The organism is Pseudoalteromonas undina (assembly GCF_000238275.3).
In the GTDB taxonomy this organism is placed as follows: domain Bacteria; phylum Pseudomonadota; class Gammaproteobacteria; order Enterobacterales; family Alteromonadaceae; genus Pseudoalteromonas; species Pseudoalteromonas undina.
Genome location: NZ_AHCF03000003.1, coordinates 1,401,617 through 1,414,267, shown reverse-complemented (window position 1 = coordinate 1,414,267; position 12,651 = coordinate 1,401,617). Strand labels below are relative to the sequence as shown.

The window sequence follows — 12,651 nt, the reverse complement described above, 5'->3', positions numbered from 1 at the left end:
AAGTTGAAATTTGTAAAAATCAACTAAGGAAAGATTAAATTTACGCTTTTTAAAAATAAATTTTGTCTGCTTTTTTTATCATCAAGCTTTGCGTAAAAACTAACACAATCACAACATGTAGTGTTTATTAATTGGTGTGGCACTATATGTGGTTAAAAGCATCTATAGGGCTATGCCAATTAAAATCTGCATTCCAAGCCAATGCCTCGTCCACACTCGGTACATATCCCCACAGTGCGGTAGCGGTGTGCATATTCGCTGCTTTACCTGCTTGTATATCTCGCAGCGCATCACCTATATATAGGCAGCGCGAAGGATCAACACTCATTTGCTCAGCACAATGTAATAAAGGAAGGGGTGAGGGCTTAGACTCAGCTAAGGTATCACCACTTATCACAATTTGCGCATTTTTTAATGCAGGAATCGCCTTGACTAAAGGATCGGTTAAAAAGCCAGGCTTATTTGTCATAATGCCCCACGGGATCCCTTTATTATCAAGGGCAATGAGTAGCTGTTCTATACCAACAAAGCATTGGGTATGGGTGGCAATATTGGCAGCGTAGTATGCAACTAGCTCTGCTAAAAGTTGCTCTTGCGATTGTTGCCCCCAGCCTTCTTTAAAACCAGCAGCAAGTAATGCTGCTGCGCCATTTGAAGCAGCGGGTCGATATATATCACTGCCCACTTGTGGTTGTTGGTGATTATGCAGCACACTATTAAGTGCAGCGCCTAAATCATCAGCGGTATCAAGTAAAGTGCCATCTAAGTCAAATAGCAATGCTTGATATTCAATTGGGCTAGTAGCTGTTTGCGAGCTTGTCATTGCGCTAACTTCTCAAAGTGCAGCATATAATTTACGCTAACATCATCATTAACCGTATATTGCTTTGAGAGTGGGTTGTAACTTAATCCTGCACTAGCACGTACCTTTAACCCTGCTTGTTCTGCCCATGCAATTAATTGCGCAGGTTTAATGAACTTTTTATGGTCGTGGGTACCTTCTGGCACCATTTTTAACAGTTTTTCTGCGCCGACAATAGCGTATAAGTAAGCTTTAGGGGTTTTATTAAGGGTGGAGAAGAATACATCGGCCCCAGGTTTTGCTAATTTAGCGACTGCATGGATAATAGAAGCAGGGTCGGGGACATGTTCTAACATTTCCATACAAGTAATCACATCAAAGCGCTCAGGGTGCTCATCAGCAAATTGTTCAGCAGGTACTTTTATATATTCAACGGGTACACTTGTTTCTAAACTGTGTAACTTAGCGACAGTTAAAGGCTCTTGCCCCATATCGATACCTGTTACCTTTGCACCCATTCGCGCCATGCTGTGACTTAAAATACCGCCGCCACATCCTACATCGAGGGTTTCTTTGTCAAATAATCCTTTAGTTTTGTCTGCGATGAAATCTAATCGTAATGGATTAATTTCGTGAAGCGGCTTAAATTCGCCTTCTAAATCCCACCAACGCTCTGCGATGGCTTCAAACTTTGCTATTTCTGCGTTATCTACATTTTGATGTTCGGTCATAAAATACTTCCTCGTCAATCTGAGGCCATTATATAGGGCTAAATTGATAAATCGCAAAGTTTTGCGCCTGTAAATTAAAATTAATTGTGATAGCATGGTTGCTTAGAAATAATAACAAACACTCTTAATACCTAATAATGGGTTGTTAAGAGCTGATACTGAAGGAATGTGATATCAAATGACTGATCTCGCCAATGAAATTCTGCCAGTCAATATTGAAGACGAGTTAAAAAACTCCTACTTAGATTACGCCATGAGTGTAATTGTAGGACGTGCATTACCAGACGTACGTGACGGTTTAAAACCTGTTCACCGCCGCGTTTTGTTTGCAATGAACGAGCTTAGTAATGACTGGAACAAGCCTTACAAAAAATCGGCCCGTGTGGTCGGTGATGTAATCGGTAAATACCACCCACACGGCGACAGTGCAGTTTATGACACCATCGTACGTATGGCTCAGCCATTCTCACTACGTTATATGCTAGTTGATGGTCAGGGTAACTTTGGTTCGGTTGATGGTGATTCAGCAGCGGCAATGCGTTATACAGAAGTACGTATGGCAAAAATGTCGCACGAATTATTAGCCGATCTTGAAAAAGAAACGGTTGATTTTGTGCCTAACTACGACGGCACAGAACAAATTCCTGATGTGTTACCGACTAAAATACCTAACCTGTTAGTTAATGGTTCGTCAGGTATTGCTGTTGGTATGGCGACAAATATCCCGCCACACAACTTAACAGAAGTAGTGAATGGCTGTTTAGCGCTTATTCAAAACCCTGAATTAACTATTACTGAGTTAATGGATTACATCCCAGGGCCTGATTTCCCAACTGCGGCGATTATTAACGGTAAAAAAGGCATTGAACAAGCCTATCAAACCGGCCGTGGTAAAGTGTACATGCGTGCGCGTGCTGACATCGAAACTGATGAGAAAACTGGCCGTGAAACGATTATTGTTCATGAAATCCCTTACCAAGTTAACAAAGCCCGTTTGATTGAAAAAATCGCTGAGCTAGTTAAAGATAAAAAAATTGAAGGGATCAGCGCATTACGTGATGAATCAGATAAAGACGGTATGCGTATCGTTATTGAGATCAAACGTGGTGACGTAGGTGAAGTTATTTTGAACAACCTTTATTCACAAACTCAGTTACAAACTGTGTTTGGTATGAATATGGTTGCGTTAATTAATAACCAGCCTAAGTGTTTCAACTTAAAAGAAATGCTTGAAGAGTTTATTATTCACCGCCGTGAAGTTGTTACTCGTCGTACGGTATTTGATTTACGCAAAGCCCGTGACCGTGCGCATACGCTAGAAGGTTTAGCGATTGCACTGGCAAACATTGACCCAATTATCGAACTTATTCGTAAGTCACCAACACCTGCTGAAGCAAAAGTTGCACTAACAGCGCGTCCTTGGGAATTAGGTAATGTTAAAGCCATGCTTGATAAAGCGGGTGAAGACAATGTTGCACGCCCAGATTGGTTAGCAAGCGAGCTGGGTATTCGTGATGGTCAGTACTATATTTCTGAGCAACAAGCTCAAGCAATTTTAGACCTACGTTTACACAAACTAACGGGTCTTGAACACGAAAAAATTCTTACTGAATACCAATCGTTACTCGACCTAATTGCTGAACTATTATTCATTTTGGCAAGTCCGGAACGTTTAATGGAAGTTATTCGTGATGAGTTAGTTGAAATTAAAGAGCAATATGGTGATGAGCGCCGCACTGAAATTAATGCCGCTGCACACGATATTAGCCTTGAAGACCTAATTAACGAAGAGAACGTGGTTGTAACCTTGTCACACGAAGGATACGTTAAGTATCAAGCGTTAAGTGATTACGAAGCGCAGCGTCGTGGTGGTAAAGGCAAGTCAGCAACTAAGATGAAAGATGAAGATTTCATTGAACGTCTACTTGTTGCCAATACCCACGATACTATTTTATGTTTCTCTACTGCGGGTCGATTATACTGGCTTAAAGTGTACCAGTTACCACTTGCAAGTCGCGCAGCGCGCGGTAAGCCAATTGTTAACTTATTACCACTTGAAGCAGATGAACGTATTACAGCTATCTTACCTGTACGTGATTATGAAGATGATAAATACATCTTTATGGCTACAGCATTTGGTACGGTTAAGAAAACACCATTAACGGCCTACAGCCGTCAACGTGCAAGCGGTATTATTGCCGTTAACTTAAACGAAGGTGATAGCTTAATTGGTGTTGATATTACCGATGGTAGCAACGAAATTATGTTGTTCACTGATGCGGGTAAAGTTGTACGCTTTAAAGAAGCTGAAGAAACCACGGTAGTTGATGAAAATGGTAACCCTGTTCTTGATGAAGAAGGTAAGCCTGCGATTCGCTTCAAAGGTGTACGTCCTATGGGTCGTACTGCAACGGGTGTTCGTGGTATTAAGATGCCAGACGATCAACGTGTTGTATCACTGATTGTACCAAAGAATGACGGTGCAATATTAACAGTGACAGAAAATGGTTACGGTAAGCGTACTCAACTTGAAGACTACCCATCTAAGAGTCGTGCAACACAAGGTGTTGTATCAATTAAGGTGAGTGAGCGTAATGGTGCCGTTGTTGGTGCTGTACAAGTTGATGACAACGACGAAATAATGATTATTTCGAATCGTGGTACCTTAGTACGTACTCGCGTTAATGAAGTTTCTACGGTTGGACGTAACACCCAAGGTGTTATTTTGATCAGAACTATTGACGAAGAGCAAGTAGTTGGTTTACAACGTATAGAAGAGATTGAAGTGACTGAAAGTGACTTGATTGACATCGAAGACGTTGAAACAGTAGATACGGTTATAGATGAAGTAGCGGATGATAATCCTCCTTCAGAATAATTGAGATTGAAAAAAGCGGCCTTGGCCGCTTTTTTTATATGGTTGAAAAAAACTAAAGACACTTGAATTAGTTTAATACCAATTCACTTAATTAAGTGGTCTATTTTGAGGCTGGAAAAACGTGTTGATAGCTAGGCAAAAAATTTGCTATTTAGTTGTTCTAAATGAGAATTTTTTAACGCAGGTAGCGACACGTTTAGCCCCGTAAAATGATTAAGTATTATTGCGGATTGGTATTATAGTTCAAGTTAAACAGTAAATTACTGGAATGAGGAAAAGGTAATGAGTATTTATAATTTTTGTGCGGGCCCTGCAATGTTACCACCGGCTGTAATGCAAAAAGCACAAAAAGAGTTTTTAGACTGGCAAGGGCTTGGCGTTTCAGTAATGGAAATGAGCCATCGCAGTAAAGAATTTTTAGCATTAACGGCTAAGTGTGAAGCTAGTCTACGTCGCTTAATGAATATTAGTGATGAGTTTGAAGTGCTGTTTATGCACGGCGGTGGTCGAGGTCAATTTAGTGCCGTACCTTTAAACCTCCACGTTGATGGAAAAAAAGCGGTGTATTGTGAAAACGGCGTGTGGTCAAAAAGTGCAACCAGCGAAGCCGATAAGTTTACTCAAACTCACACAATTGACGTACGTAATGATGATAACGGTTTATTTTCTATTAAGCAGGTAGCCGATTGGGTTTTACCAGCCGATGCTGCATATATTCATTACTGCCCAAATGAAACTGTAGATGGTCTAGAGATTTTTGATGTACCCAGTCACCCAACAGCACCGATTGTCGCCGATATGTCGTCGACTATTCTATCGCGCGAAATTGACGTTAATCAATTTGATTTAATCTACGCAGGTGCTCAAAAGAATATCGGCCCATCGGGTATTGCTATCGTAATTGTTCGTAAAACGCTACTTGAGCGTGAAGGGCTAGCTAAGCCAGGTATTTTGGATTACGCCCTTGAAGCAAAACAAGGCAGTATGTTTAACACTCCACCTACATTTGCATGGTATTTAGCAGCTGAAGTATTTGAATGGCTTGAACAAAATGGCGGTGTAAAAGCCATGGAAACACATAATACTGCCAAAGCTCAGCTGCTTTATGACTTTATCGATGAGTCTGATTTTTACACCAATAAAGTAGCGAAGCATTGTCGTTCACGTATGAATGTGCCTTTTTGGTTAGTTGATGAAAGCCTAAATGATAAGTTTGTTAAAGAGTCAAAAGAAGCGGGCTTATTAGCGCTTGAAGGGCACCGTATTGTTGGCGGTATGCGCGCGAGTATTTATAACGCAATGCCACTGGAAGGGGTTAAAGCATTAGTTGATTTTATGGCGGCTTTCGCAAAGGAGAACAGCTAATGGAGCAACTTTCTTTAGCGCCTATTTCACAGGTTAATGGCAGTGTTACTCTGCCTGGTTCGAAAAGCTTGTCAAATCGCATTCTATTATTGGCTGCACTATCAAACGGCACTACGGTTGTAGAAAACTTATTAGACAGTGATGATATTCGTCATATGTTGGGCGCCTTAGCGCAGCTCGGTGTGAATGTGACACTTAATGATGAGCGAACCATCGCGACCGTAGAAGGTGTAGGTGGCGTATTTAAAACGCCAACTGAACCACTGTTTTTAGGTAATGCAGGTACAGCATACCGTCCTTTAACGGCCGTGCTTGCAGCGATTGCTGGGGAGTATGAGTTAATTGGTGAGCCACGTATGGAAGAGCGACCAATTGGCCACTTGGTTGATGCACTGCAAGCCTTAGGTGGTAATGTTAGTTATTTAAAAAATAAAGATTATCCGCCACTTAAAATTGTCGGCGGGAAAATAGCGGGTGGTGAAGTCGAAATTGACGGTAGTATTTCAAGTCAATTTTTAACGGCGCTGCTCATGGCTGCGCCATTATTTAAAGGCGATACACACATTAAAATTAAAGGCACGTTAGTGTCTAAGCCTTACATTGATATTACTCTTGATGTAATGGCGCGTTTTGGTGTTACCGTTGAGCATGATAATTACACCACGTTCTTCGTTAAAGGTGCACAACAGTATCAAGCCGTTGAGCGAATTATGGTCGAAGGGGATGCTTCATCTGCTTCTTACTTTATTGCTGCTGCAGCAATTGCCGGCGGCGAAATAGAAATTAAAGGCGTCGGCGCTAAATCAGTTCAAGGTGATATTGGCTTTGCTAAAGTGATGGAGCAGGTCGGTGCCAAAATTGATTGGTATGACGAACGTTTAGTTGTTCGTAAAGGTGAGCTTAACGGTATTGATATTGATGCTAATGCAATACCTGATGCTGCAATGACCCTAGCTACAGTTGCCTTGTTTGCAAAAGGGCCAACGGCAATTCGCAACATTTATAACTGGCGAGTAAAAGAAACTGACCGTTTACACGCTATGGCCACTGAGCTTAAAAAAGTAGGGGCTGAAGTAGTAGAAGGGCATGACTTTATTGAGATCACACCGCCAAAACAGTTTAATAATGTGGCTGTAGATACCTATGATGACCATCGTATTGCCATGTGCTTTGCAATGGTGGCAGTAGGGGGTAAGCCCATAACGATTAACGATCCAGCCTGTACGTACAAGACATTCCCAACATTTTTCAACGTGTTAGCATCTGTCAGTAAATAGGCTATTTATAAGTATTTATAAAAAGTTACATACTAAAAGCGGATAATCTTTAATAATTGACGTATAATGTGGCGGTTTATTTTGGTGTGCATTGAAGGAGGTTTTAAATGCCGGCGTTATTAATGCCCGTAATCACCGTAGATGGCCCAAGTGGTTCTGGTAAAGGAACTGTTTGTCGCTTATTGGCTGAAAAATTAGGCTGGGATGTGTTAGATAGCGGTGCAATTTATCGCGTACTTTCACTTGCAGCACTTCATCACCAAATTGCGTTAGATAACGAAGAAGCACTTGTTCCATTAGCTGCAAATCTTGATGTGCAGTTTTTGATAGACAGTGACACTAATGCAGGAAAGATTATTTTAGAAGGCGAAGACGTAACAACCACTATTCGAAATGAAGAAGTGGGAGCTGCAGCGTCTAAAGTGGCGGCATTGCCACGAGTTCGTGAAGCGTTACTTCGTCGCCAGCGTGCGTTTAGAACTGAAAATGGCTTAATTGCTGATGGTCGCGATATGGGCACTGTTGTGTTTCCTGATGCGCCATTAAAGATATTTCTAACCGCAAGCGCAGAAGAACGTGCTCGCAGACGTTTTGTTGAGTTGAATGAGCGCGGGCTTGATGTTACACTAAGTGGTCTATTACAAGACATTCAAGCACGTGATGATCGCGATATGAATCGCGCCGTTGCGCCGCTTGTACCTGCAGAGGATGCGATTGAGCTTGATACTAGCGAACTCAACGCACAGCAAGTCTTTGATAAAGTTATAACTTTATTAGATTCAAGCATCTCTGAAGGTAAGCTTCCTAAACGAAGCTAAATACATTTTATGCACCAGCAGGACGCCAGTGCTATTTTAACAACCCCATGCAGCATGGTTGCTTATTGGTATTAATATATGAGACGTATATTCGTATGTCAGAAAATTTTGCGCAGTTATTTGAAGAAAGCTTAAAGGGTTTTGAAGCAGAGCAAGGCTCTATCGTTAAAGGTACAGTAATCTCAATCGAGAACAACATTGTACTTGTAGATGCTGGTCTTAAATCAGAAAGTGCTATCCCTGCAGAGCAGTTCAAAAATGCTGCTGGTGAACTAGAAGTTGCTGTTGGCGACGAAGTAGATGTTGCACTAGATGCAATCGAAGACGGTTTCGGTGAAACTATCCTTTCTCGTGAGAAAGCGAAGCGTCACGAAGCGTGGATCCGTCTTGAGAAAGCATGTGAAGAGCAAGAGACTGTTACTGGTGTTATCAACGGTAAAGTTAAAGGCGGTTTCACTGTTGAAGTTGATTCAATCCGTGCTTTCCTACCTGGTTCACTTGTTGATGTTCGTCCAGTACGTGACACAACTCACCTTGAAGGCAAAGAGCTTGAATTTAAAGTAATCAAGCTTGATCAAAAACGTAACAACGTTGTTGTTTCACGTCGTGCAGTTATCGAATCAGAAAACTCACAAGAACGTGAAGAACTTCTTGCTAACCTTGTTGAAGGTCAAGAAGTTAAAGGTATCGTTAAGAACCTTACTGACTACGGTGCATTCGTTGACCTTGGTGGTGTTGATGGTCTACTACACATTACTGACATGGCGTGGAAGCGTGTTAAGCACCCTTCAGAAATCGTTAATGTTGGCGACGAAATCGCAGTTAAAGTTCTTAAATTCGACAAAGATAAAACTCGTGTATCTCTAGGTCTTAAACAGCTTGGCGAAGATCCATGGGCAGCTATCGCTGGTCGTTACCCAGAAGGTTCTAAACTTTCTGGTCGTGTAACTAACCTTACTGATTACGGTTGCTTCGTAGAAATCGAAGAAGGTGTTGAAGGTCTAGTACACGTTTCTGAAATGGATTGGACTAACAAGAACATCCACCCTTCAAAAGTTGTTTCACTTGGTGACACTGTTGAAGTTATGGTTCTTGAAATCGACGAAGAACGTCGTCGTATTTCTCTTGGTCTTAAGCAATGTATTGCTAATCCTTGGCAGGAATTTGCTCGTCTACAAAACAAAGGCGACCAAGTTACTGGTAAGATCAAATCAATCACTGACTTCGGTATCTTTATCGGTCTTGACGGTGGTATTGATGGTCTTGTACACCTTTCAGACATTTCTTGGAATACACCTGGCGAAGAAGCTGTACGTGAATTCAAGAAAGGCGACGAAATCACTGCTATCGTATTGCAAGTTGACCCAGAGCGTGAACGTATCTCTCTAGGTGTTAAGCAAATCGAAGCTGACCCATTCAATAACTACCTTGATGCAAACAAAAAAGGTGCTATTGTTAAAGGTAAAGTGACTGAAGTTGATGCGAAAGGCGCAACTGTTGAACTTATCGAAGGCGTTGAAGGTTACATCCGTGTAGCTGATATCGCTCAAGAGCGCGTTGAAGATGCAACTACTGTTGTTTCTGTAGGCGACGAAATCGAAGTTAAATACGTTGGTGTTGATCGTAAGAACCGCACTTTAAGCTTATCTGTTAAAGCTCTTTTCGAAGCAGAAGAGAAAGAAGTACTAGAGAAGCTTAAGAAAGAAGAGCCAGTGTTCGAAAACGCAATGGCAGCTGCTTTCGCAAATGCACAAAAAGACTAATTAATTATAGTCTTTTAATTGGAAGGGCAGTTTATGCCCTTCCACTATTTCTTTTTAAGGAAACGCTATGACTAAGTCAGAACTGATAGAAACACTTGCTGAACAACATTCACATATTCCTGTGAAAGATGTTGAGAACGCTGTTAAAGAAATTCTTGAACAAATGGCCGGCTCATTATCTTCTTCAGATCGTATTGAGATCCGAGGTTTTGGAAGTTTCTCTTTGCATTACCGTGCGCCTCGTACAGGTCGCAATCCTAAAACAGGTGAAACTGTAGAGTTAGATGGTAAGCATGTACCTCATTTTAAGCCAGGCAAAGAACTACGTGACCGTGTAAACGAGAGCATTGCTTAGTAAACTTATTGGAGTAGTTACTTGTTCAAGGTATTAAAAATTATTCTGGCAGCACTATTTTTAATTGGTGCATTTGTATTGGGTTCGCAAAATCCACAATTAACACAAATTAACTACATAATAGCCAGTAATACATTACCTTTAGCCGTTATAATAAGTATCTGCTTTTTGTTAGGTGTTGTAGTGGGTTGCTTTGTGAGCTTTAAATTGTTTACGCAATTAAAGTGGCAAAATTACCGTTTAAAAAAGCAATTAACGCCTGAAAAAGATAATAAAAAGCGTATTGCCAACAAAGATACCTAATTATGATTGAGCTGTTGTTTTTACTGCTTCCTGTTGCCGCCGGTTATGGCTGGATCATGGGGAAAAACAGTGCGAAAAATCAGGCTCATCAATTTAATCGTCAAATTACTTCTGAATACAGTAAAGGCTTAAAGTTTTTACTAGACAGAGAAGAAGATCAGGGGCTTGAGCATTTAATTAATTTGCTCGAAGTAGCTGCTGACTCTGTAGAACACTATTCTACCTTAGCCACTATGTTTCGCCGCCGTGGTGAGCTCGACCGCGCAATAAAAATTCATGAATTGCTATTAAAACACCCAAGCCTTAACGAGAAACAAGCTGCCAATAGCCGGTTAGAATTAGCCGAAGACTATATCATGGCAGGTTTACTCGATAGCGCAGAAGAACATTTAATATGGCTGGTAAAAAATAACCATGAAGATGCTCTTGAGCCAATTATCTCCTTATATTCACAGACCCGTGAATGGGAAAATGGCATTAATATGTTTGAAGCGCATACTGAGCTTTTTTCAAAAGAGCAACACTTCAAAGCCATCGCAAACTTTTACTGTGAACATGCTATTGCCAGTAATAACCCTCAACTTATGCGCAAAGCTATTAGCTTAAACTTTAAAACAATCAGACCTCTATATGAACTCGGTTTGTCTGCCTATACAAAAGAGGATTACGTTAAAGCAATTTATTATTGGCGAGAACTTATCTGCCAATTTACCTTTTTTGCGCCATTATTTATTGATAAGTTAGCGCATAGTTATAAGCAACTCAAATTAACCCATCAGTTTCATGAACTCGTTGCTGAGTTATTAGAAAAAGGTGGAGTAATGATAAAAATACAGCACTGCCAAGCGTTGCTTGAGCAAGGCCACACAGAACAAGCCTTTGAGTTTTTAACTGATAGTTTAAAACGTCAGCCCACCATCCGTGGTTTTAGTTTTTTATTGCAGTTAATGAGCGCCGAAAATAAAAATACAAAAGATGTGCTTAATCAAATAGATAAACTTGTTACCTCATATATTGCTACTAAGCCTGACTTTCAATGTCAGCATTGTGGCTTTACAAGTTACACCATTTATTGGAATTGCCCTTCGTGTAAACATTGGGAAACCATTGTGCCTAGCAGAGGCTTAGACGGATTTTAATCTTTATACTTTTCGCTCACTAGTAGGATAGTTATGTCTTTCGAACAATCAAAAAAAATTCTTATCGCTCTTGATTATGATGATCAGCAAACTGCTTTAGCTTTTGTTAAACAGTTATCACCGGATACCTGTCGATTAAAAGTGGGTAAAGAAATGTTCACTTATTTTGGCCCTTCATTTGTTAAAGAGCTGGTTGATTTAGGTTTTGATGTATTCTTAGATTTAAAGTTCCACGATATTCCAAATACTGTTGCTAAAGCAGTAACTGCTGCAGCTAAAATGGGCGTGTGGATGGTTAATGTTCATGCAAGTGGTGGTTTTGAAATGATGCATAAAGCTAAGCAGGCACTTGAGCAGTTTGGCGATAAAGCCCCATTATTGATTGCAGTGACCGTTTTAACCAGCATGGATGAAGCAGAGCTTAAACGTTTAGGCATTAGTAAATCACCACAAGAGCAAGTGATGCACTTAGCAAAACTAACCAAACAAGCAGGGCTTGATGGTGTAGTGTGTTCAGCACAAGAAGCACAAAGTTTAAAAGCAGCTTTAGGCAGAGAATTTAAACTAGTAACCCCAGGTATTCGTCCTGCTGGTAGTGATGCGGGCGATCAAAAACGTATTATGACACCTAAAGAAGCCATTGAAGCTGGCAGTGACTACCTAGTAATAGGGCGTCCTATTACTCAGGCACAAAACCCGGTGCAAGTATTGAGTGATGTAAATAAATCAATAGCTTAAACTTAAAGTTTGCATAATTATAAGGAGTTTATTACAACTCTTTTTGTTTGTGCTACATTTAATTACGGCTATGCAGTGAGGAACTAACTTTGCGTTTAATAATGTTTGTAGTGGTAATTATCATTAGTGGCTTTGCTGTTAATAAATATGTTTTTTCAACTAAAATGTATGATGATGTTTCGAATGTTACTGATTTGGTATCTGATTACCCCGTTGATTTGTTTAAGTTTAAAAAAATCGCTCAAAATTATGCTCAGCATTTGTGCTATACAAATGAAGGAGTTTTAGCTGGACTTAATATAAGTAGCAAAGAGTGTGTTGATGTACACGATGAAATGCAGAATGAGTGTACAAAAAAAGTTTTTAGATTAGCGCCGTTAAATATGACGTCTAAGAAAGAATTAATTGAATATTCAAATCAATATTCACGTTGTACCTTACCTTACAAAAACATTAAGTTATAAATTTTAAATACGAAAAAG

The 12,651-nt window shown here is 40.3% G+C and carries 12 protein-coding genes; 10 read left to right on the top strand and 2 right to left on the bottom strand.

Features of this window, described 5'->3' with window-relative positions:
* Positions 1-142: 142 nt before the first annotated feature.
* Together PUND_RS10195 and ubiG are read right to left on the bottom strand one after the other, a co-directional pair.
* Positions 143-823 carry an HAD family hydrolase gene (locus PUND_RS10195; protein ID WP_010389919.1) on the bottom strand — a complete coding sequence of 227 codons (681 nt, stop codon included), beginning with the start codon at positions 821-823 and terminating at the stop codon, positions 143-145.
* Entirely contained in the window at positions 820-1,533 is a 714-nt protein-coding gene (gene ubiG / locus PUND_RS10190) for a bifunctional 2-polyprenyl-6-hydroxyphenol methylase/3-demethylubiquinol 3-O-methyltransferase UbiG (RefSeq protein ID WP_010389920.1), read from the bottom strand. The genes PUND_RS10195 and ubiG overlap by 4 nt, the downstream gene beginning before the upstream one ends.
* Before the next feature lie 178 nt (positions 1,534-1,711).
* On the opposite strand from ubiG, the gene gyrA reads away from it, so the two are divergent.
* The 10 genes from gyrA to PUND_RS10140 all read left to right on the top strand — a co-directional run bounded on the left by gyrA (position 1,712) and on the right by PUND_RS10140 (position 12,633).
* Complete coding sequence (gyrA, locus tag PUND_RS10185) at positions 1,712-4,411, top strand: DNA topoisomerase (ATP-hydrolyzing) subunit A (protein ID WP_010389921.1); 2,700 nt, start codon at positions 1,712-1,714, stop codon at positions 4,409-4,411.
* A gap of 282 nt (positions 4,412-4,693) precedes the next feature.
* Entirely contained in the window at positions 4,694-5,776 is a 1,083-nt protein-coding gene (gene serC / locus PUND_RS10180; RefSeq protein WP_010389922.1) for a 3-phosphoserine/phosphohydroxythreonine transaminase, read from the top strand.
* The gene (gene aroA, locus PUND_RS10175) at positions 5,776-7,053 is read left to right on the top strand and encodes a 3-phosphoshikimate 1-carboxyvinyltransferase (protein WP_010389924.1); all 1,278 of its coding nucleotides are present in this window, start codon (positions 5,776-5,778) and stop codon (positions 7,051-7,053) included. The genes serC and aroA overlap by 1 nt, the downstream gene beginning before the upstream one ends.
* A gap of 107 nt (positions 7,054-7,160) precedes the next feature.
* Entirely contained in the window at positions 7,161-7,871 is a 711-nt protein-coding gene (gene cmk / locus PUND_RS10170; protein WP_010389925.1) for a (d)CMP kinase, read from the top strand.
* 95 nt (positions 7,872-7,966) lie between these two features.
* Positions 7,967-9,634, top strand: a complete 1,668-nt coding sequence (rpsA, locus tag PUND_RS10165) for a 30S ribosomal protein S1 (protein WP_002961176.1) — start codon at positions 7,967-7,969, stop codon at positions 9,632-9,634.
* Between the two features lie 67 nt (positions 9,635-9,701).
* Positions 9,702-9,989, top strand: coding sequence for an integration host factor subunit beta (gene ihfB, locus PUND_RS10160; protein ID WP_008114744.1), 288 nt, complete (start codon positions 9,702-9,704; stop codon positions 9,987-9,989).
* A gap of 21 nt (positions 9,990-10,010) precedes the next feature.
* On the top strand, positions 10,011-10,292 hold the full coding sequence (locus PUND_RS10155; RefSeq protein WP_008114742.1) for a lipopolysaccharide assembly protein LapA domain-containing protein: 282 nt from the start codon (positions 10,011-10,013) through the stop codon (positions 10,290-10,292).
* Between the two features lie 2 nt (positions 10,293-10,294).
* Entirely contained in the window at positions 10,295-11,431 is a 1,137-nt protein-coding gene (gene lapB, locus PUND_RS10150) for a lipopolysaccharide assembly protein LapB (protein WP_010389928.1), read from the top strand.
* 33 nt (positions 11,432-11,464) lie between these two features.
* Complete coding sequence (gene pyrF / locus PUND_RS10145; RefSeq protein WP_010389929.1) at positions 11,465-12,169, top strand: orotidine-5'-phosphate decarboxylase; 705 nt, start codon at positions 11,465-11,467, stop codon at positions 12,167-12,169.
* Positions 12,170-12,258: 89 nt separating this feature from the next.
* Positions 12,259-12,633, top strand: a complete 375-nt coding sequence (locus PUND_RS10140) for a hypothetical protein (protein WP_010389930.1) — start codon at positions 12,259-12,261, stop codon at positions 12,631-12,633.
* Positions 12,634-12,651: the final 18 nt, after the last annotated feature.

Excerpts from the sequence above, each read along its gene's own strand:
- cmk (WP_010389925.1), top strand. The coding sequence starts at position 7,161 with ATGCCGGCGTTATTAATGCCCGTAATCACCGTAGATGGCCCAAGTGGT.
- lapB (WP_010389928.1), top strand. The coding sequence starts at position 10,295 with ATGATTGAGCTGTTGTTTTTACTGCTTCCTGTTGCCGCCGGTTATGGC.
- PUND_RS10195 (WP_010389919.1), bottom strand. The coding sequence starts at position 823 with ATGACAAGCTCGCAAACAGCTACTAGCCCAATTGAATATCAAGCATTG.
- pyrF (WP_010389929.1), top strand. The coding sequence starts at position 11,465 with ATGTCTTTCGAACAATCAAAAAAAATTCTTATCGCTCTTGATTATGAT.
- rpsA (WP_002961176.1), top strand. The coding sequence starts at position 7,967 with ATGTCAGAAAATTTTGCGCAGTTATTTGAAGAAAGCTTAAAGGGTTTT.
- serC (WP_010389922.1), top strand. The coding sequence starts at position 4,694 with ATGAGTATTTATAATTTTTGTGCGGGCCCTGCAATGTTACCACCGGCT.
- ubiG (WP_010389920.1), bottom strand. The coding sequence starts at position 1,533 with ATGACCGAACATCAAAATGTAGATAACGCAGAAATAGCAAAGTTTGAA.
- ihfB (WP_008114744.1), top strand. The coding sequence starts at position 9,702 with ATGACTAAGTCAGAACTGATAGAAACACTTGCTGAACAACATTCACAT.
- gyrA (WP_010389921.1), top strand. The coding sequence starts at position 1,712 with ATGACTGATCTCGCCAATGAAATTCTGCCAGTCAATATTGAAGACGAG.
- aroA (WP_010389924.1), top strand. The coding sequence starts at position 5,776 with ATGGAGCAACTTTCTTTAGCGCCTATTTCACAGGTTAATGGCAGTGTT.